The sequence below is a fragment of the Gorillibacterium sp. CAU 1737 genome (genome assembly GCF_039888655.1).
In the GTDB taxonomy this organism is placed as follows: domain Bacteria; phylum Bacillota; class Bacilli; order Paenibacillales; family NBRC-103111; genus Gorillibacterium.
Genome location: NZ_JBDQQO010000006.1, coordinates 40,862 through 59,110, shown reverse-complemented (window position 1 = coordinate 59,110; position 18,249 = coordinate 40,862). Strand labels below are relative to the sequence as shown.

General features: G+C 57.2%; 21 protein-coding genes. 17 read left to right on the top strand and 4 right to left on the bottom strand.

What is annotated here, in order from left to right; translation table 11 throughout:
* Positions 1–66 precede the first annotated feature (66 nt).
* From AAFN83_RS13845 to AAFN83_RS13830, 4 genes are all read left to right on the top strand, one after another.
* On the top strand, positions 67–774 hold the full coding sequence (locus tag AAFN83_RS13845; protein WP_347770325.1) for an ABC transporter ATP-binding protein: 708 nt from the start codon (positions 67–69) through the stop codon (positions 772–774).
* Positions 775–781: 7 nt separating this feature from the next.
* Positions 782–2,047: an ABC transporter permease gene (locus tag AAFN83_RS13840; protein ID WP_347770751.1), complete on the top strand. Its 1,266-nt coding sequence runs from the start codon at positions 782–784 to the stop codon at positions 2,045–2,047.
* A 96-nt stretch (positions 2,048–2,143) separates the two neighbouring features.
* Entirely contained in the window at positions 2,144–2,587 is a 444-nt protein-coding gene (locus AAFN83_RS13835; protein ID WP_347770323.1) for an HIT family protein, read from the top strand.
* A 166-nt stretch (positions 2,588–2,753) separates the two neighbouring features.
* The gene (locus tag AAFN83_RS13830) at positions 2,754–3,212 is read left to right on the top strand and encodes a hypothetical protein (RefSeq protein ID WP_347770321.1); all 459 of its coding nucleotides are present in this window, start codon (positions 2,754–2,756) and stop codon (positions 3,210–3,212) included.
* Here the strand turns inward: AAFN83_RS13830 and AAFN83_RS13825 are convergent.
* A complete protein-coding gene (locus tag AAFN83_RS13825) occupies positions 3,203–3,742 on the bottom strand; it encodes a hypothetical protein (RefSeq protein ID WP_347770319.1) in 540 nt (179 codons plus the stop codon). The genes AAFN83_RS13830 and AAFN83_RS13825 overlap by 10 nt on opposite strands.
* A 61-nt stretch (positions 3,743–3,803) precedes the next feature.
* Positions 3,804–5,072, bottom strand: coding sequence for a BaiN/RdsA family NAD(P)/FAD-dependent oxidoreductase (locus AAFN83_RS13820; RefSeq protein ID WP_347770317.1), 1,269 nt, complete (start codon positions 5,070–5,072; stop codon positions 3,804–3,806).
* Between the two features lie 410 nt (positions 5,073–5,482).
* Here AAFN83_RS13820 and AAFN83_RS13815 point away from each other — a divergent pair, with 410 nt between their 5' ends.
* The 10 genes from AAFN83_RS13815 (at position 5,483) to AAFN83_RS13770 (ending at position 13,862) form a co-directional block, all read left to right on the top strand.
* Positions 5,483–5,962: a DUF2975 domain-containing protein gene (locus tag AAFN83_RS13815; protein ID WP_347770315.1), complete on the top strand. Its 480-nt coding sequence runs from the start codon at positions 5,483–5,485 to the stop codon at positions 5,960–5,962.
* 10 nt (positions 5,963–5,972) lie between these two features.
* Positions 5,973–6,197 carry a helix-turn-helix domain-containing protein gene (locus tag AAFN83_RS13810; RefSeq protein ID WP_347770313.1) on the top strand — a complete coding sequence of 75 codons (225 nt, stop codon included), beginning with the start codon at positions 5,973–5,975 and terminating at the stop codon, positions 6,195–6,197.
* Between the two features lie 83 nt (positions 6,198–6,280).
* A complete protein-coding gene (locus AAFN83_RS13805; protein WP_347770311.1) occupies positions 6,281–6,718 on the top strand; it encodes a BrxA/BrxB family bacilliredoxin in 438 nt (145 codons plus the stop codon).
* A 207-nt stretch (positions 6,719–6,925) separates the two neighbouring features.
* On the top strand, positions 6,926–7,381 hold the full coding sequence (gene acpS, locus AAFN83_RS13800) for a holo-ACP synthase (RefSeq protein ID WP_347770309.1): 456 nt from the start codon (positions 6,926–6,928) through the stop codon (positions 7,379–7,381).
* A gap of 10 nt (positions 7,382–7,391) precedes the next feature.
* Entirely contained in the window at positions 7,392–8,870 is a 1,479-nt protein-coding gene (glpK, locus tag AAFN83_RS13795; protein ID WP_347770748.1) for a glycerol kinase GlpK, read from the top strand.
* A 319-nt stretch (positions 8,871–9,189) separates the two neighbouring features.
* Positions 9,190–10,230: an ABC transporter substrate-binding protein gene (locus AAFN83_RS13790; RefSeq protein WP_347770307.1), complete on the top strand. Its 1,041-nt coding sequence runs from the start codon at positions 9,190–9,192 to the stop codon at positions 10,228–10,230.
* Positions 10,227–11,240, top strand: coding sequence for a FecCD family ABC transporter permease (locus AAFN83_RS13785; protein ID WP_347770305.1), 1,014 nt, complete (start codon positions 10,227–10,229; stop codon positions 11,238–11,240). Before AAFN83_RS13790 ends, AAFN83_RS13785 begins: the two co-directional genes overlap by 4 nt.
* Positions 11,237–12,277: a FecCD family ABC transporter permease gene (locus AAFN83_RS13780; protein WP_347770303.1), complete on the top strand. Its 1,041-nt coding sequence runs from the start codon at positions 11,237–11,239 to the stop codon at positions 12,275–12,277. Before AAFN83_RS13785 ends, AAFN83_RS13780 begins: the two co-directional genes overlap by 4 nt.
* A 21-nt stretch (positions 12,278–12,298) precedes the next feature.
* Positions 12,299–13,117, top strand: coding sequence for an ABC transporter ATP-binding protein (locus AAFN83_RS13775; protein ID WP_347770301.1), 819 nt, complete (start codon positions 12,299–12,301; stop codon positions 13,115–13,117).
* Positions 13,092–13,862, top strand: a complete 771-nt coding sequence (locus tag AAFN83_RS13770; protein WP_347770299.1) for an IucA/IucC family C-terminal-domain containing protein — start codon at positions 13,092–13,094, stop codon at positions 13,860–13,862. The genes AAFN83_RS13775 and AAFN83_RS13770 overlap by 26 nt, the downstream gene beginning before the upstream one ends.
* A 97-nt stretch (positions 13,863–13,959) precedes the next feature.
* On the opposite strand, the gene AAFN83_RS13765 is transcribed toward AAFN83_RS13770, so the two are convergent.
* On the bottom strand, positions 13,960–14,691 hold the full coding sequence (locus AAFN83_RS13765) for a hypothetical protein (protein WP_347770297.1): 732 nt from the start codon (positions 14,689–14,691) through the stop codon (positions 13,960–13,962).
* Between the two features lie 197 nt (positions 14,692–14,888).
* Between AAFN83_RS13765 and mutY the strand changes: the two genes are divergently transcribed.
* Entirely contained in the window at positions 14,889–16,049 is a 1,161-nt protein-coding gene (mutY, locus tag AAFN83_RS13760; protein WP_347770295.1) for an A/G-specific adenine glycosylase, read from the top strand.
* 127 nt (positions 16,050–16,176) lie between these two features.
* Positions 16,177–16,863, top strand: coding sequence for a hypothetical protein (locus AAFN83_RS13755; RefSeq protein ID WP_347770293.1), 687 nt, complete (start codon positions 16,177–16,179; stop codon positions 16,861–16,863).
* Between the two features lie 79 nt (positions 16,864–16,942).
* Here AAFN83_RS13755 and AAFN83_RS13750 read toward each other — a convergent pair whose 3' ends face one another.
* Positions 16,943–17,359, bottom strand: a complete 417-nt coding sequence (locus AAFN83_RS13750) for a MarR family winged helix-turn-helix transcriptional regulator (RefSeq protein WP_347770291.1) — start codon at positions 17,357–17,359, stop codon at positions 16,943–16,945.
* Between the two features lie 375 nt (positions 17,360–17,734).
* On the opposite strand from AAFN83_RS13750, the gene AAFN83_RS13745 reads away from it, so the two are divergent.
* Entirely contained in the window at positions 17,735–18,232 is a 498-nt protein-coding gene (locus AAFN83_RS13745) for a DoxX family protein (protein ID WP_347770289.1), read from the top strand.
* Positions 18,233–18,249 lie beyond the last annotated feature (17 nt).

Sequence of the window (18,249 nt, the reverse complement as noted above, 5' to 3'; positions counted from 1 at the left end):
CGTACCTAGATAGAGCAGGATGATGGCAACCAACCGATAAGGGATAGGCGAAAGAGGGAAACCCACATGGCAGTTGTAACCGCCCATATTGAATCAGCAGGTTATAGAGGGCGTCCGGATGTGATTCAGGACGTGCATTTCGAGGTTGCACCGGGAGAGTTGGTCGGCTTGATCGGTCCGAACGGAGCTGGGAAGAGCACGACCATCAAGGCGCTGCTTGGACTTCTGCCGGAGGTGAAGGGAGAAATCACCTTCGGAGATGGAAAGGCGCATTATGCTTACATACCGGAGCACCCTGTGCTCTATGAGGATTTGACGCTCTGGGAGCATCTGGAGCTTGCCGCCAGTGCGATGGGACTGAAGGGAGACGAGTTTCAGCAGAGAGCGGAAGAGCTGTTGACCCTCTATCGGTTGACCGAAGTGAGGCATCATCTGACCTCAAGCTTCTCCAAGGGCATGCAGCAAAAAATTATGCTCGTGCTCGGCTTTCTGCATAAGGCGGAGCTTTACATTGTGGACGAGCCTTTCATCGGCCTGGACCCGAAGGCGATCCGCGACTTTCTGGCGATGCTCGATCGGGAGCGGGAGCGGGGGGCCGGCGTCCTCATGAGTACGCACGTGCTCGACACGGCCGAGCGCATCTGCTCCTCCTTCTTGCTCGTCTCCGACGGAGGGATCGTTGCCTCCGGGACCTTGCAGGACATTCGAGAGGCATGCGGGCTTCCCGAAGCTACGCTCTTCGAATGTTTTACGGCTTTAACGGAGGAGGAATGACCGAGTGATGGCTCCCTTGTCGTATTTTCTCTCGCGGGTCCGCTCCAATTGGGCTTTTCAATGGCGCGTCCTGCGCCTGATCGTGGACTGGATCGTTGCGGTTTACGTGGTGCTTCCGGGTTTGGCGATCCTCGGTTACTTTTATGTCACCTGGTGGGTAACGCCGCCAGAGTGGTTCTCGTTTCTCACGTTCGGTGTAATCCGATCTGGACTCTTCCTCTTCATGCTAAATGGAACGGTTAGGTACTTTCTCGTGGAAGCCGACCAGCTTCATTTTGAGCAGGGAGAGCGCTGGGCTGACCGGTTCCGCCGTTACGGCGCCGTATATTCCGCCGTGGTCGGAGGGGGCGTCATTGCCTTCCTAGCCGCTCTTCTGACGCCGGTCCTGCTCTTGAACGGCCGATTGAATCTGCCGGAGTTTCTGCTGCTTTTCCTCTACGTGTGGCTCTATCAGATGGGAATCCATCTCATCTTGCAGTTTGCGGATATTCGACTGGCCGGCTGGCGGTTGTATCTAGCCAAGGCGTTCCTTGTGATGGGACTAGCCCTCGTCTTCGCGGGAACAACAAGGCTCTTTCTGAAGGGCGCCCTCCTGGGACTCTTATGCTGTGTTGTTGCCTTGGTTGTCGTGTGGGCCCTCTTCCGTCGAAGGTTCCGAGCGAAAGCGGCGCTTCTGTCGGACGTTCGGCGGGACAGTGCGCAAAAATACAAATACGTTGCGTTCATTCTGCGCGATCAAGTGGCCAAGAAGCCGACTTTCCCGAGACGAAAACCGCTGCTTTTCCGCAAATCCCAGCGGATCTTTAAGAAGCGTACGGCCTCCAACGTACTGGCCGAATCGGGCCTGAAGAGTCTGGTTCGCAGCACCCAGCAGATGAAGAGCTATGCGATGATCACCGGGGTTTTCGTTTTTGGCAGTCTCGTGACGCGGATCGGTTCGCAGGATCAGCTGCTGTTCTCGATCATCTGGATCATCAGCGGGTTCATTCTGTCGTATTTCGTGCGCCTTCAGTGGGGAGAATTTCAGAATAATGCGTTCCTTGGTCTCTTTTCCTGGGAGCCTGGGTCTTGGTACAATGCTCTTCGGGCCTATGTATTCTTGGCTATGCTCCCGGGGTTTCTCGTCATCTCCGCTGCCATCTGGCTCCCTGCCTTACCGCCGCTCAAAGCGGTGTTGTTCCTGCCGATTGCCGTTGGGGTCGCTTATTCCATCTCTGGCGTGTACAGCACGTTCGCGGCGCTCAAATTGGACAGGCAGACTGCAAATCGCTAAGATAGGAGGATGGTCGGAGTGAGCATCAACCGGCTGGATTCGAGTGGGAGGGCACTTCCCTCGGAACCGCGAGCTTCACATGCAGCAAGGAGGGCAATGGACGACATGCAACGCGAGTGTGTATTTTGCAGCCGGGATGAACGGCTGGATCATCTGATGATCGAGATTTGCGAGCTCAGCGTCTCGACCTTATACCTGAACAAGGAGCAGTCTCATTTCGGACGATGCGTAGTCGCTCTGAACGAGCACCAGAGGGAGCTGTTCCACCTCCCCGAGGAAACGAGGGCGAAGCTGATGGAGGATATCGTTCGAGTGGCCGCCGCCATCGAGAAGGCCTTCCTCCCGGATAAGATCAACTATGCGATGTACGGCGACACCATGCCGCATATCCACTTCCATATCGTGCCGAAATACAAGGATGGGGAGAACTGGGGGAAGGCGTTCGAAGCCAACCCAAACCGGACTTATTTTCACGATGAACAGTACCAGGCCATGATTGAGAAGCTGATGAAGTACCTGGAGCTGCCTTACTTATCTTGAACGGTGGAACGGAACCAATCGAAACAGCCCCTTGTCTCCGAATAGGAGCGAGGGGCTGTTTGCTTCTTATGCAGATCCGCCACGAGAGGGAGGCGCCTTACGGGGCGCATGAACCACTGGACGCGGGGAAACCTATAGAAAAATGCCGCCATCAGGAGGAGAAGCTATGAATCGCTTGGAGTTTCAATTTCCAGACTCGAAGTCAGCCATGCTGGCCATGGACATGCTCACCGAGATTGGGTTTCATGTGAAGCCGGTGCTTCGGGTCGGCTTTGATCGGGGCGACCTCACCAGCGCTTTGGAGATTGCTGAAGCCTACGGGGGATCGCTCGATATGGCCGACGCACATCATCGCTCGCCGTCCGGGCTGCCGGTTTCGGAGCGGGAGGTATTTGATACCGCCTACCAGCTCGCCGGCGGCGAAGGCACCGGTACGTTCGAGGACCTGAGGGTTCCCGCTCATACGGTGACCGAGGACTTACCGGAGGCTTATCTTCATCCCGATGTGGAAGCCCCGCACCTGGAAGGGACGGCAGCCGTCAGTGAGGCCGAGACGGCCGACACGCCTTCCTTTGATCCATCCAATGACGACTTCGATCACCTGGAGCCGGGGGTTCACCTTTGAGGAGGGTAAAAGCCCTCTCCAAATTTGGCCCTCATGGAGTCCAAGACAGCTTGCGCTTCTTCATAGGTGGAAGCGGGAGCTACGATCACGATGGATTTATGCGGGTCCGAGTTTCCGACCCAACTGGCTGGGGCGGTAATCGCGAGCTTGGAGAAGAGCGGACTGTAGTAAATCAGAGAATGCTCGAACTCATTTCTTGAAGATTGATAGGCCAGGGTGCTCAAGTGGATGCCGTTTCGCCTCTCTGTAGCCGTAACCGAAAAGGGGGAATAGGTTTTCGTCAATGGAATCCCCTTGATCAAAATGCGGCCGTCGAACTGCTCCTTGCTCCAGATGGGGCGAAAATAGGTTCCCTTCAAACGAACGAGGGTCTTGGTGACCGAGGAAGGGTCTTTATCCACATAAATCACCGCATCTAGCGTGCGATCCAACTTCGTTGGATGCGGATAGAATTGAAGGAACAGAGAATACGCCAGAAACACCCCGATGCAGCCCCATAGGGTCAAGACACGCTTGTCGTAGTCCGGCATTTCGATCACCTCACAAGAAATAACACCTCGGAAGCGAAGAAGGTTGAAGGAAACCTTGTGATTAGGTTCTCTGTGAGTTTTGTCCCGCATGGGTGCCAGCGCAATGTCCGGTCGTAAAGGCAGCGGTGATGTTATAGCCGCCGGTGTACCCGTGAATGTCCAAAACCTCGCCGCAAAAATACAGTCCGTCCATGCATTTCGACTGCATCGTCTTCGGGTCGATTTCCTTCAGGTTCACGCCGCCGCCGGTTACAAACGCTTCCTCCAGGGAGAGGGTGCCAGTCACCTCGATGCCGAACGCCTTCGCTTCCTGGGCCAGCGTAAGCCAGGCCTTCTTGGGCATGTGGTCGAAGGTGATGTCCTCCTTCACGCCGGCGCGCTCGAAAAAGAGGGGGAGCATCCGGTCCGAAATCAGCCCCTTCAACACGTTCTTCATTGCTTTCTTCGGCTCATTCTTCCCGGATTCCAGGAGTTCCGCCATGACGTCCTCTACGCTTTTGGCCGGGAACAGGTCAAGGGTAAGCCGAACGGAGGGGCCTCCATTCTGACGAAGCTGCTTCACCACGAACTGACTGCAGCGCAGAGCGATGGGGCCGGATAAGCCGAAATGGGTGAAGATCATGTCCCCTTGGTGTTCCACGACCCGCTTGCCTTTGGTGTTCCATACGGAAAGAGAGACGTTTCGAAGCGACAGCCCCTGTAACTCCTTGCTCGTAATAAAAGGCTCGTTCGACGTAAGCGGGACTTCGGTCGGGAACAGCTCGACGATCGTGTGTCCGGCTTTTTCCGCCCAGGCGTAGCCGTCTCCTGTCGATCCGGTCTGGGGAACTGATTTGCCGCCTACGGCCACAATAACCGCGTTCGCACGGATTTCTTCGCCGGTTTGGAGGCGGACGCCAACCACCTTATCCTCCTCATAGAGAACGTCTTTTACCGGAGAGTCGATGCGAATCTCCACCCCTGTATGCCGAACCTCGTTTATCAGGGCATCCACGACCGTCTTCGCCTTGTCCGTTACCGGGAACATGCGCCCGTTGTCCTCTTCCTTCAAGGCAATACCCAGCTCCTCGAAAAAGGCCATGATATCACGGTTGCTGAACTCTGCCAGCGCACTGTAGAGAAACCGTCCGTTACCTGGAATGTGCTTGATCAGCTCATCCAAATCCTTTGCATTCGTTACGTTGCAGCGCCCGCCACCGGAGATACCGAGCTTCCGGCCCAGCTTGGAGCCCTTGTCCAGTAGAAGAACCCGGGCACCCTGGCGCCCTGCGGCAATGCTTGCCATGAGTCCGGCCGAGCCGGCTCCGATTACAATCACATCATAAGTCACAATCATCTTCCTTTGGTCGGTAAGGTTGGTATCATTGTACCCGATTTTGACGGGGAAGGTATCACCCTGAGCATGAATAGAATGGGAGAGGGAGGACAAGCTAGGAACAAACCACGGAAAGGAGTGGGAACAATGGCAAAAAACAAGGATCAAAACCGGAAGCAGCAAAAGGCCAACAAAAATGCTGCAACGGGGAATCGGCCGGATCAGCCGAATCGTCCGGAAGAATAAGAAGACCGAACGCATACCTTTTGAGATGAACGGCCGGTGGAGAGCGAAAGGCTCTCAGCCGGCCTTTTTGTTTTCGGAGATACAGTAATTAATTATTTAAAGTCAACACAAATTTATTGTAAAACGATAAATGGCATGATAAAGTAAAAGCAACTCTTGAATGAAGCGAGGGACTTTTTATGAAACGATCCACCCTTTTTTTGAAGATGACCGTCATCCTGATGGGGGTTCCGTTCCTTGCCTTTTGCATTTTTTTGGTGCCGGAGATCGCGAACTTCGCTATTGAGCTCTATCCAGATCATGCGTACCTCAAGCCACTCTTTTTCCTCGACTTGTATGCATCCGCGCTGCCCTTTTTCTATGCTCTGGTTCAGGCCGTCCGCCTGCTTGGCTTCATTGATCGAAACCAGGCATTCTCAGACCGGTCGGTTCAAGCCCTAAAGAAGATGAAGTATAGCGCCATCTCGTTTGGCAGTTTGTATGTGGTCGGCATGCCGCTCCTCTATCTCCTGGCGGAGAAGGACGATGCGCCCGGGATCATTCTGATTGGCATGGTCATCATTTTCGCATCCTTGGTGGTTGCCGTTTTCGCAGCAGTTCTCCAAAGGCTCCTGAAAGAAGCAATCGACATCAAATCCGAAAATGATTTGACGGTTTGAGGTGATCGACATGATGATAATCAACATTGACGTGATGCTGGCCAAACGAAAAATGAGCGTAACCGAGCTTTCGGAGCGAATTGGAATTACAATGGCGAACTTATCCATCCTTAAAAATGGGAAAGCCAAGGCGATCCGCTTGTCCACCCTGGAGGCGATCTGCAAGGCTCTGGATTGTCAGCCTGGAGATTTGTTGGAATACAAAAGGGATGAGGATTCCGCAGAAAACGATTAAAAAGCGCCTTTTGAATCTTTGTGCCGCGGTGTATAATAGATCACAGACACAAAACTGCAACTATGATAAAGGAGTGGATGGCCATGATCATGTCCTTTGATCAATACATGCGCGATACGGTTCAACCGATGCGCGATGAACTGACCCGAATCGGAGTGGAGGAACTGCGTACGCCGGAGGAGGTTGCCGAGAAGCTGGGAGGCGCTGACGGAACAGCGCTGCTCGTCATCAACTCCGTCTGCGGCTGCGCTGCCGGACAATGCCGTCCGGGGATTGCCAAGGCTCTCGAAGGCGCAATCAAGCCGGATCAACTCTTCACCGTCTTCGCCGGTCAGGATAAGGAAGCGACCGCCGCAGCGCGGGAGCAATTCCTGGGAGAGCTTCCGCCTTCCTCGCCTTCCATCGCCTTGTTCAAGGGCGGGGAACTGGTGCATTTCATTCCGCGGCACCGCATCGAAGACCGGAACGCCGATCAGATCGCAGACGATCTGACAGCGGCTTTCCAAGAATACTGCCAATGAGGCGGCTCCCCAACCGCTTGGTATAGCGGCAGACAGCGTCCCCATCCCGGTTGACAGACCGGCGAAGGGGGCGTTGTTTTTTTGATGGAAGCGGTTGGCGGCTGCACTCGGTCAATTGGAGAGAGTTTGCTATAATAGGGAAATGAGCTTGTACTTTGCCCTGGAGCCTGGTTGGCTTCGAGGGATACAGATAAGGCGGTAAGAGATGTGATCATTGGCATTGGTACAGACCTCACGGAAATATCGCGGATGGAGGAAGTTCTTCAGCGTCCATCCCGGGACCGCTTTCTAGCCCGAATCTTGACGGAGCAAGAACGAGCAGCGTTGTCGCTCAAGGTCGGGCAGCTGGACAACACTCTCGACGGGGGAAAACGGGCAGCGGAGTATGTGGCTGGGCGCTTCGCCGTCAAGGAGGCCGTTTCGAAGGCGCTTGGCAGCGGCATCGGTGCTTGCCTCGGCTTTCAAGACATTCTTGTCACCGCGGAGCGGTCGGGCCGCCCGGTGTGCCGGGTATCCGCGGAAGCACTGCATCGGCTGGGCCTTGATCCCGCTTCTGTTCGGATTCATATCAGCATTACGCATACCGAGATGACGGCGGGAGCTTTTGCCGTTGTAGAGGGAATAGAGCCCCATTTGATGATGAAGCCTCAGTCGGAGGAATGAAGGAATGAGCATGAGAGAGAAGACGTATATTCTCGCACTCGACCAGGGAACGACGAGCTGTCGAGCGATTCTGTTCGATGAAGCGGGGAGACCGCTGACTACCGCCCAAAGGGAGTTCGCTCAGCATTACCCGCAGAGCGGTTGGGTGGAGCAGGATGCAGCCGAAATCTGGAGCATTCAGCGGACCGTCATGCAGGAGGCCGCTGCTCAGGCAGAAGGGGCGATTGCGGCGATCGGCATCACCAATCAGCGGGAGACCGTTGTCGTCTGGGAGCGGGAGAGCGGAAGGCCGGTGCACCCGGCGATTGTCTGGCAATGCCGCCGGACCTCGGGGCTGTGCACGGAACTCAAGAGCGCGGGCCACGAGGAAGGGATTCGAGAGAAGACGGGACTTATTGTGGACCCTTATTTTTCTGGAACGAAGCTCGCGTGGTTGCTTCGGGAGATTCCCGGGCTTAAGGAAAAGGCCGAGCGTGGAGAGGTGCTGTTCGGAACGATCGACAGCTGGCTGATCTGGAACTTGACCGGAGGGCGGGTGCATGCGACGGATGTCAGCAATGCCTCCCGCACGATGCTGTTTAACATCCATAAGCTGACCTGGGATGAAGAACTGTGCCGCCTGTTTGGCGTGCCCATGGCCATGCTGCCTGAGGTTCGTCCTTCCTCGGGCGATTTCGGCAGGGTGACCGGAATTCCCGGACTGGAGGGGATCCCCATTGCAGGAGCGGCAGGCGACCAGCAGGCGGCCTTGTTCGGACAGGCCTGCCACGAGGAGGGCATGCTGAAGAACACCTATGGAACGGGCTGCTTCCTCCTGATGAATACAGGAGAACGTCCGGCGAGCAGCAGACACGGGCTTCTCACCACGGTAGCATGGCAGGCGGAAGGGAAGACGGAATATGCCCTCGAAGGCAGTGTCTTCACGGCGGGAGCCGTCGTCCAGTGGCTGAGAGACGGTCTTGGTCTCGTTCGAGAGGCGAAGGAGACCGAAGCGCTGGCGCTGGCCGTACCCGATACCGATGGGGTTTATTTCGTGCCGGCCTTCAACGGGCTGGGAACCCCCTACTGGAACCCGGATGCCCGGGGCATGATCACGGGAATCTCCCGAGGCACCCGCAAGGAGCATATCGTGCGCGCTGCACTGGAGGCGGTAGCCTACCAAACAGTGGATGTCATTCGAGCGATGGAAGAGGAGTCGGGCATTCCGCTTAGCGAGCTGAGGGCAGATGGAGGAATGACCCGCAACCGGTTCCTTCTGCAGTTCCAGGCGGATATTCTCAACCGAACGGTGACACTGCCCGAGGAAGCGGAGACCACAGCGCTCGGAGCGGCCTATCTCGCCGGCCTCCAGGTCGGCCTCTGGTCTGGCCGCGAAGAGATACGCCGACTGTGGAAGGAGCGGGAGTGCTACGTGCCTTGCATGGCGGAGGAAGTGCGGAGGCGCCTGTATGGAGAATGGGAGCGGGCGGTGAAGCGTCAGCTGGTGTGAGGGCTCGCAGCGGCTAGTCGATGCGAGCCCTCACACATGCCCTTTTCACCTGGTTGAAGAGGGGAGAGGCGCCCCGTAGACAGGAATAAACCTGCCGGCGGTCAACCCGGCAGGTTCAATTCCGATCTATATCATTAGGGGGGCTAGTTATAGATTACCCACTGAACCTTAATGGAACCTGAAAATCACATTACGCTTTTGTTACAAATCGATGAATTTCTCTTCATCTTTTCGTTGACACCGACTCTTTCCTATGATTAACTAACTCTATGTTGATAATGATTCTCAATATCAGTACATAGAAAAGGGGAGAGAAACTTTGCTTCGTTCAACGAAAAGCCTCACGATCTTCACCGCCTGCATCCTCCTGGCGCTCCTGATTGCCGGATGTTCCTCCAACAAACAGGGAAGCGGCTCTACTTCGCCCAGTCCTACGCAAGCAGTCGCGGAGACGAGCAGTTCTCCGACAGGGGAACCAGGAACGGCTGCTGCTGATGACACCCGTGTGGTCAAGCATGCGCTTGGGGAAGCCTCCATTAAGGGAACGCCGCTGCGTGTTGTTACGCTGTTCCAAGGCGCAACCGATGCTGCCGTCGCCCTCGGCATCAAGCCGGTGGGGGCAGTTGAATCCTGGCTGGAGCAGCCCTTCTACCAATACCTTCGCAGCGACCTAGAGGGGGTTACGGTCGTCGGAGAGGAGACTCAGCCAAACCTGGAGGAGATCAACAAGCTGAAGCCGGATCTCATCATCGCCTCTGCTGTTCGCCATGAGAAAATCTATGAGCAGCTCAGCCAGATTGCCCCAACGGTCGTACTGCCGAACGTCTACCAGTTCAAAGAGACGACCAAGATGATGGGCCAAGCCTTGAACAAGCAAGCGGAAGCCGATCAACTGCTGGCCAATTGGGACAGCCGCGTGGCTGATTTCAAGCAAAAGATTGTCGCCAAGCTGGGTGATAAATGGCCGCTTAAGGTTTCCGTGCTCAACTTCCGCGCCGATCATGCCCGGATTTATGTAACGGGATATGCAGGAGATATTCTAAATGAGCTGGGCTTTACGCGCACGGACGCTCTCCAGAAGGAAGTAGACAAGGGCGGAATCGTGCTCAAGCTTACCGATAAGGAAAGCATCCCGACGATGAATGCGGACGTCAGCTTCTATTTCCTGACCGATCCGGGCAATGAAGCCGGTGTGCAAAAGACCTTCGAAGAGTGGACCGCACACCCGCTCTGGAAAACCCTCGATTCGGTCAAGAACAATCAGATGTTCAAGGTCGACGAAGTGATCTGGAACATGGGCGGGGGCATCCTTGCAGCGAACAAAATGCTCGACCAGCTCTACGAACATTTTGAGCTATGATCCATTTGCTCAAAGGACCTACCGCCAAATGGGCGGGATTGGCGGCGGGGATGCTTCTCCTCGCCGTCAGCTTTTTGTCGAGCATCGCGTTCGGTCAAACCTCGATTCCATTCAAGACGGCCATCCGGGCCTTCACTCATTATGATGCCGATTCCGCTGCCCATGTCATCATCATGACCTCCCGGCTGACCCGGGCGCTTCTTGCCACAGCCATCGGAGCCAGCCTGGCGGTGGCCGGGACGCTGATGCAGGCGTTGACCCGGAATCCGCTCGCTTCCCCGAGTGTATTCGGCATTAATGCAGGAGCGGTTTTTTTCGTTGTCCTCATGCTGGCGTTCTTCCCGGCAACGTCTCTCAGCTCCTATATGTGGATGGCTTTTCTCGGCGCTGGGATCGCCGCTGCGCTTGTATACGCGTTAGGCTCGCTGGGGAAGGACGGCCTTTCCCCGCTCAAGATCGTGCTCGCTGGAGCGGCGATCAGCGCGTTATTCGTCTCCATGACCCAGGGGCTCCTGGTCATCAATGAGCAGAATTTGGAGAGCGCGCTCTTCTGGCTGGCCGGGTCGGTGGCCGGCCGTTCTCTCGATATGCTTCGGCCGATCGCGCCGCTGCTCGCCGCGGGATGGCTTGCGGCCCTTTTGCTCGGCAAAGCCGTCAATCTCCTGGTGACGGGGGAGGACATCGCCAAGGGGCTTGGGCAGCGAACGGTTTTGGTCAAAGCCGCGATGGCGATCGTCATCATCGTGCTGGCCGGTGGGTCGGTGGCGGTCGGCGGCTCGATCGGTTTTGTCGGCCTCGTGGTGCCGCACATCGTGCGCGGGCTCGTGGGGACCGACCATCGTTGGATCATCCCGTATTGCCTCGTGCTGGGAGCGAGCTTGCTCCTCTTGGCTGACGTGGCTTCCCGCTTTTTGCTTGCTCCGCAAGGGCTTCCCATCGGTGTGGTGACCGCCTTTCTCGGCACTCCGTTCTTTATTTATCTGGCGAGAAGGGGGTTCCATCGAGAATGAATCGCTACGTAAGCTGGCGCAATCGGCGAGGAACGGCCTCTGTCCTCATCGAGAAAAAAGCGTTGAAAACAATCGGAGCCCTCTGCGCCCTGTTTCTTGTCCTCTTTGTGGGCAGTCTGTCTGTCGGCAGCACGTGGATTCCGCCGCATCGCGTGCTCCTTCATCTGTTCGGAGCAGGAATGGAGTCGGATGCCTATGTGCTTGGCACCCTCCGGCTGCCCCGCCTGCTGCTGGGAGCGCTTGTCGGAGCGGCCCTTGGCATATCGGGCCTCATCCTCCAGGGAATCATTCGCAACCCGCTCGGCTCTCCCGACATGCTAGGCATCACGGGCGGAGCCTCAGCGGCAGCGGTCAGCTTCCTGACCTTCCTGGCGGGAACGGTCAGCCTGAAGTGGCTTCCCTTAGCCGCGATTCTGGGTGCAGCCGTGGTTTCCCTGCTGGTGTATTTGCTGTCCTGGAACAAGGGCGTGACGCCCATCCGCCTCGTCCTGATCGGCATTGGGTTCTCGCTTGCCATGAGTTCCTTGACGACGATGTTGATGCTGTTCGGCACCACCTATTCGACAACAGAAGCCTTTCTTTGGCTGACCGGCAGTGTGTATGGCGCTTCATGGAGCGATGTGCGGGCGATGCTCCCTTGGCTGATCGGGTTCCTCCCGCTGGCCGTCCTCTTCTCGAAGTCGGCGAGCGCTCAAGAGCTGGGCGATTCCGTGGCAACCGGACTTGGAGTCAAGGTGCAGCTGCACCGCTTCGCGCTCCTCGGCATCAGTGCCGCACTGGCGGGCTCGGCGGTCGCTTATGCCGGGGGGATCAGCTTCGTGGGGCTGATCGCCCCCCACATGGCGCGTAGGCTGGTCGGTCGCTCCTTCGGGACGTTGATCCCGGTTACGGCACTCGTCGGCGCCATGACGGTCTTTCTCGCGGATGTGGCGGCAAGAACGCTGTTTCTGCCAAAGGACTTGCCTGCCGGTGTCTTCGTATCGGCCATTGGAGCTCCATTCTTCATATATCTGCTGTACCGCAACCGACATCAATAGAGAAGCGAAGGAGGCAATCCGATGCCTGTCTTGGAAACAGCGTCCCTCACCCTAACCTATGGAGGAGGGCCGATCATCGACTCGCTCGATCTCCGCATTCCGGAGGGCCAAATCACCGTCTTGGTCGGCAGCAATGGCTGCGGCAAATCGACGCTCCTGCGTTCGCTGGCGCGGCTTCTGAAACCGGCGTCCGGGGCGGTTCTGCTGAACGGTCAAGCCATCGAGCGAATCCCCACCAAGGAGGTGGCGAGAAGCGTCGCCATTCTGCCGCAGGGCCCGATCGCTCCCGAAGGACTGACAGTGCTTCAGCTCGTGAAGCAGGGACGCTACCCGCACCAGAGCTGGCTGCAAGCCTGGTCGGAGCAGGATGAGCGTGCGGTGCAGGGAGCTCTTCGGGATACCAAGCTCACCGAGCTGGCAGACCGCACGGTCGATTCGCTCTCCGGTGGCCAGCGGCAGCGGGCCTGGATTGCCATGACGCTCGCGCAGGAGACGGAGGTGTTGCTCCTTGACGAACCAACCACCTATCTGGACTTGACCCACCAGATCGAAATTCTGGATCTGTTGTTCGAACGTAACGAACGGGAGCAGCAGACGATCGTTATGGTGCTGCATGACCTGAACCTGGCTGCCCGTTATGCCCACCACATGGTGGCGCTGCGAGACCGCCGAATCTATGCCGCAGGGAAGCCGGAGGAGATCGTGACCAAAGGGATGGTTCAGGATGTCTTCGGCATGGAATGCGAGATTGCAGCGGACCCTCTGTTCGGGACGCCGACCTGCATCCCGCATGGCAGGGGGAGGAGAATTGGGCATGAGCGCGCAGTCCTCTCGGTTTAGCCTGGAAGAGAGGGAGTGCCTGCGTGAGCACTACCGGCTTACCAATACTCCCTCATCCGATCGCAGGCTGTCTCTTGCCGCTTCCGACCTACTGGATGCTGAGACATGCCGAACCTACCTGATGGCGACTCCGCTGTGGAAGGAGAAGGAGCTGCCCGCCGTCGCTTCTCAATTTGCAAAACGGTACGGCTTTCTGACCATGTCTGCGGCTTTGTACGCCATGACGATGTATGACAAGGGGCTGAACTGTGCACTGGATCGCTGCTCGGTCGAGTCGGTCTATCGGGAGGACGCGTGGCTCCCGGAGCTTCGACTCGTTGATGAAGAGGTGACGGTCCCGGGGAGCGAGGGAAGAGACGCCTGGCGTGAAGCGGTGATTCGCGGGATCTTTGCGGAGAATATCGCTATCGTTTGGCAGGCGATGGCCGGTGCGGCTCGCATGCCGGTGTCGATCCTCTGGGAGAATCTCGCGGCATCCTTCTACTGGCTGTATGAAACCAAGATGCCGGAAGAGGCGGCAGACCCCAAGCAGAGGATGCAGATTGAAGAGGATTTCCGCTTTCTTCTGGAAGCACCCACTGAATGGTTCGGGCTTCATGAGAATCCGCTTCGTATGTACGACAGCCCGAAGATCATCCCAACCGGGGACGGTATCATGAAGCGAAAGAGAAAAACCTGCTGCCTCCTCTATCGGGTATCGGCTTCTGGAGCCTACTGCAAGACCTGCCCCTTGCTAAAGGCATGAAGAAGCAAAGAAACTCCCCTCCAATCGGAGCGTCTCGATGAGACCGTCTGCTTGGAGGGGAGTCTTTTTTTGAGGAGGAATGAGCGGCAAACGCCTTCTACTTGCTCCGAGAGGCGAGCCGCCGGAGTTTAATCCGGCAGGCGATGAGCGCACACCCGCCCAGAAAGCTGAGAACGAAGGGGGCGAAGCCGTAGAACAGGAGTGTGACGGCGAGCGTGAGCGCCAGCATCCAACCGGCGAAGGAGTAGAAGCTGCGATGCAAGCTGCGGCCCAGCAGGAACAACAAGCCGGATAGGAGCGTCGCGCGGAGCAGCTCCGGCCAGAGCTGCGTACCCGTTCCATACCAAAAGGGCAGAACGAGCGGAAGCAGCCACACGAGGACCAGGAGCGCCATCCCTACGCTGCGTACCGGTTTTGTTCTGTGCGAATCGGCGGGGCTAGCTCCACGCTTATCCGTCGGGGCAGCTACGATGCTGGGAGTAGAAGGCTTCGTCAGCTCAGAGGAAACCTCTGGAACGGGCCGCGTTGGAATGACCCCTGAATCCGTTGGCGGGTCAGAGTCCTGTTGAATCCCCTTGCTCCTGCGATTCATGGAGAGGAGCAGTACAACCAGAACGGTGAGCAGCAGGGCGACCCAGAACGAGAGGGCGGTCAGGTGATCGGGTCGCTGCGGGCTCCAGCCGGGCAATCCGGAGGGGCCCCATTGCCCCAGGAGAGCTGTTGCTATCCATTGCAGGCCCCATAGGGTGAGAAGCGGAATATAAGGGGAATAGCGAGCCGCCTTGAGGCCGGCTTGCTCGCTTGATCGTCGGTTTTTTCCAGATGACACAGCCATTTCCTCCGAGCTTGGACCGGCATTCGTTTTCCTTGTGCTGCCGATTTCCGTATAATGATAGCGGTAGCGTGTGAACATGCTCTTTTTTCGAGAGTCGCGTCTATCTAGTATATCAAATCTTCATCGACCGCGCGAAAAGGCATCGAAACGGTCCGCGCGCGCGTGTTCCAAAGCACTAGAGAGGAGTCATCATGACCGCCTTACACTCACAGGAATCCTTGAATGCCTACTATACAGAAAACTTGCTTGCCTGGTATCGCCGGGGAAACCGCAGCCTGCCTTGGCGAATGAATCGGGACCCTTATCGCATCTGGATCTCAGAGATCATGCTCCAACAGACGCGGGTGGAGACGGTCATTCCCTATTTCAATCGGTTTATGGACAAGTTCCCCACTGTGGAGGCGCTCGCAAACGCACCGGAGGAAGAAGTTCTCAAGGCGTGGGAGGGACTTGGCTATTACTCCCGCGCCCGCAATCTGCAAGCGGCCGCCCGCGAGCTCGTCCAGGATTATGACGGCGTGATGCCGAATGATCCGGAGGCTGTTCGCGGCCTGAAGGGCATCGGGCCCTATACAGCCGGAGCGATCCTGAGCATCGCCTACGAACGGCCGGAGCCGGCGGTGGACGGCAATGTCATGCGCGTGCTGTCGCGGTTTTTTCTGCTGGAGGACGACATCGCGAAGCCTTCCGCGCGCGTGAAGATTGAGAAGCTGGCTCGCTCCCTCATCCCGGAGGGGGGAGCGGGTGACTTCAACCAAGGGCTCATGGAGCTCGGCGCGACGGTGTGCACCCCGAAGTCGCCGCACTGCCTGACGTGCCCGGTGATGGAGCGGTGCGGCGCGCGGCTCGAAGGGCGCGTGGACGAGCTTCCGGTCAAGTCGAAGGCGAAGCCTCCGCGCCCGGAAGCCCGGGTGGCGGCGCTTGCCTTTGACGACGCGGGCCGCGTCCTGATCCGCCGCCGCCCGGAGAGCGGCTTGCTCGCCGGGCTCTGGGAGCTGCCGCATGCGCTGCTGCCTGCGGGCAGCAAGGAGGGGGCGCCGACCGCGTCCTTGCCCGTCCCGGCCGGAGCACCCGGCTACCCGGCGGCCGATGCCGCCGCCCTCGCGGCGGAGCTGGCGGCCGCAGACGGCCTGCGCCTCGTCCCGGAAGCTTGGCTGACCGATGCGGAGCATACGTTCAGCCATCTTCGCTGGGACATGCGCGTGTTCCGCAGCCGCCTGGCACCCGGCGCCGGCGCGGCTCTTCCGCCCGGCTACGCCTGGATGGCGGCAGGCGAGGAGGCACTCTACCCCTTCCCGAATCTCTTCGTGAAGCTGCTTCAGGCATTCGGCCCCTCCGCTTTCGTTCGGTAATCATTTCCTTCCGCTTGGGCACCCTATCCTTGAAGCGCGCTCGACGCGCAAGGCAGAGGGAGGCGCGGGAGGCAGCAAAGGCCTTACCCGCCGCCTTCTGCCCATTCGGGAAAGGAATGAGGACAGCATGAAGCATCGAAACGGAAATACCCTCGCGGTATTCTTAACACTGGCGATTGCCGCAGCCCCGCTTGCCTGTGCGGCGCCGGCGGCCGCTTTCGCTCGGCCGGAGCAAGCCGCCGATCAAGCGGCTCCCCCGATCCGCTACGGCCACCCGGAGCCGCATCACCGGGCGGAGCGCTTGCTCCAAGAATCGGCGGCCGTACTGGGCATGAGCAAGGAGGAGCTGCACAAGGAGCTGATGGCAGGCAAGAGCCTGAGCGACGTGGCCGCAGCGAAGGGCATCTCGCGCCAGCAGCTGCTCACCGCACTCAAAGCGAAGAGCTTTACCCGCCTCGACCGCGAGGTGGAAGCAGGCTCGCTCTCCAAGGAAGCGGCGGCTGCGATGAAAGAGCGGGTCTCGAGCAAGCTTCCGGAGCTGATCGAGCGCAAGGGCTTCCTTCACGCAGGAAAGAAGGGAGGCCCGCGCGGTCTGCTCACCCCCCGCTTGCCCGAGCTGGCCGCTTCCCTTGGCATGACCAAGGAAGGACTGGAGCGGGAGCTCGCCTCCGGGAAATCGCTTGCCGAGATCGCCGGAGCGAGGGGGATGTCCCGCCAGCAGTTGCTGGCCAAGCTCAAAGAACAGCTCACGCCTGTACTGGAGCAGCTGATCGATCACAAGCGGCATCCCGCTGCGCAGAAGGGACAACCGTAATTTCCGGAGCCCTTAAACAAGACAGAGTCGGTACAAGAGCTATTTCTTGTACCGACTCTGTCTTTGATTTTTCATGCAGTTAAAGCTTGATTTTATCCAACAATTTCAGCAACAGCTGCCTTTCCTCGGGAGAAAACTCTTCATAGATCACCGCTTGCAGCGATTCGGATATCGCTAGAAATACCGGTTCAAGCTCTCTCCCTTTCTCGGTTAGATGCAGATGATAGATTCTCCCGTCCACTTGATCCTGCGAACGCTTCACATACCCGAGCCGGGCCAGCTTATCGACCAATGCCGTGACGGTTGATTTGTCTCGGTCAATATAACCGGAAAGTTGATTCATCGTGAGATCTTCTCGAGTGAACAATTGAAATAAAATATCCCCATGCGAGGGAGCAATGCCAGGGAGGTTATGCTTCTGAAGCTCCCGCTCGATGTATTTGTTTCCGCGCCGGTGAATGCGACTGATGGTTGCCAAAATCTTTTTCTCATCCATGCCCCCATGGTAGGTTTTTGGAAAGGAAGTGTCAAGACCCATCAATCGTCCCCAGAGCGATCGCGATCATGTTGAAATGGAACGTGGAGAAGGATGAAAATTAGTTTGATATAAAATTAATTTTCATAAGTGTGATATCCGTCACATATCATGGTGAAAAAAATCACGTATGATAAGGATGTCGAAGATTATCATCCGATGCAAGCAGTGAAGAAGAAAATGAAGCATTGCCTATGGTTCGTAACGATGAATAGAGAAGAAGGGTCCAAATGACCCATAACCTCTTCATTCTTTGCCTTGATAATCATGTGCTTTTTATCACATTGTGTATTCGGCAGTAAACAACCTAGAGAAACTACAAGAGGAGTGGAGAAGATGTTCAACAACTGGTTCCGTACAAACAAGGTGGCTATGGTGCTGCTTACGATCATTCGGGTATATGTTGGCTATCAATGGATAGAAGCCGGCTGGCATAAGCTCACGGGAGGATTCGATGCATCCGGGTTTTTGAACGGGGCCATCGCCAAGAGCGTCGGCGAGAACCCGACTGTCCAGTCGTGGTGGGCCAGTTTCCTTGAGCATGCCGCGCTGCCGAACGTAAGCTTCTTTAATGTCCTGGTTCCTTATGGTGAATTTTTGGTCGGCCTTGGCTTGATTCTCGGCACATTCACGACTTTCGCCGCGCTGATGGGGCTGGTGATGAACGCCTCGTATCTGCTCTCCGGCACGGTAAGCACGAACGTTCAATTGCTGCTCATGGAAGTTCTGATTATCGTCGCCGCTGCCAATGCCGGCAAGGTCGGTCTGGATCGCTGGGTGTTGAGCTACCTGAGAAGCCTCATTGGGAAGAAGAGCTCCACGGCGGCGTTGTAACCCTTCGCAGCTTCATT

What these genes read in the sequence shown, in the direction of transcription:
- AAFN83_RS13755 (WP_347770293.1), top strand. Translation starts at nt 16,177, where the DNA reads ATGAAGCATCGAAACGGAAATACCCTCGCGGTATTCTTAACACTGGCG.
- AAFN83_RS13835 (WP_347770323.1), top strand. Translation starts at nt 2,144, where the DNA reads ATGGACGACATGCAACGCGAGTGTGTATTTTGCAGCCGGGATGAACGG.
- AAFN83_RS13825 (WP_347770319.1), bottom strand. Translation starts at nt 3,742, where the DNA reads ATGCCGGACTACGACAAGCGTGTCTTGACCCTATGGGGCTGCATCGGG.
- AAFN83_RS13815 (WP_347770315.1), top strand. Translation starts at nt 5,483, where the DNA reads ATGAAACGATCCACCCTTTTTTTGAAGATGACCGTCATCCTGATGGGG.
- AAFN83_RS13750 (WP_347770291.1), bottom strand. Translation starts at nt 17,359, where the DNA reads ATGGATGAGAAAAAGATTTTGGCAACCATCAGTCGCATTCACCGGCGC.
- glpK (WP_347770748.1), top strand. Translation starts at nt 7,392, where the DNA reads ATGAGAGAGAAGACGTATATTCTCGCACTCGACCAGGGAACGACGAGC.
- AAFN83_RS13780 (WP_347770303.1), top strand. Translation starts at nt 11,237, where the DNA reads ATGAATCGCTACGTAAGCTGGCGCAATCGGCGAGGAACGGCCTCTGTC.
- AAFN83_RS13805 (WP_347770311.1), top strand. Translation starts at nt 6,281, where the DNA reads ATGATCATGTCCTTTGATCAATACATGCGCGATACGGTTCAACCGATG.
- AAFN83_RS13770 (WP_347770299.1), top strand. Translation starts at nt 13,092, where the DNA reads ATGAGCGCGCAGTCCTCTCGGTTTAGCCTGGAAGAGAGGGAGTGCCTG.
- AAFN83_RS13840 (WP_347770751.1), top strand. Translation starts at nt 782, where the DNA reads ATGGCTCCCTTGTCGTATTTTCTCTCGCGGGTCCGCTCCAATTGGGCT.
- AAFN83_RS13810 (WP_347770313.1), top strand. Translation starts at nt 5,973, where the DNA reads ATGATGATAATCAACATTGACGTGATGCTGGCCAAACGAAAAATGAGC.
- mutY (WP_347770295.1), top strand. Translation starts at nt 14,889, where the DNA reads ATGACCGCCTTACACTCACAGGAATCCTTGAATGCCTACTATACAGAA.
- AAFN83_RS13845 (WP_347770325.1), top strand. Translation starts at nt 67, where the DNA reads ATGGCAGTTGTAACCGCCCATATTGAATCAGCAGGTTATAGAGGGCGT.
- AAFN83_RS13775 (WP_347770301.1), top strand. Translation starts at nt 12,299, where the DNA reads ATGCCTGTCTTGGAAACAGCGTCCCTCACCCTAACCTATGGAGGAGGG.
- AAFN83_RS13830 (WP_347770321.1), top strand. Translation starts at nt 2,754, where the DNA reads ATGAATCGCTTGGAGTTTCAATTTCCAGACTCGAAGTCAGCCATGCTG.
- AAFN83_RS13745 (WP_347770289.1), top strand. Translation starts at nt 17,735, where the DNA reads ATGTTCAACAACTGGTTCCGTACAAACAAGGTGGCTATGGTGCTGCTT.
- AAFN83_RS13785 (WP_347770305.1), top strand. Translation starts at nt 10,227, where the DNA reads ATGATCCATTTGCTCAAAGGACCTACCGCCAAATGGGCGGGATTGGCG.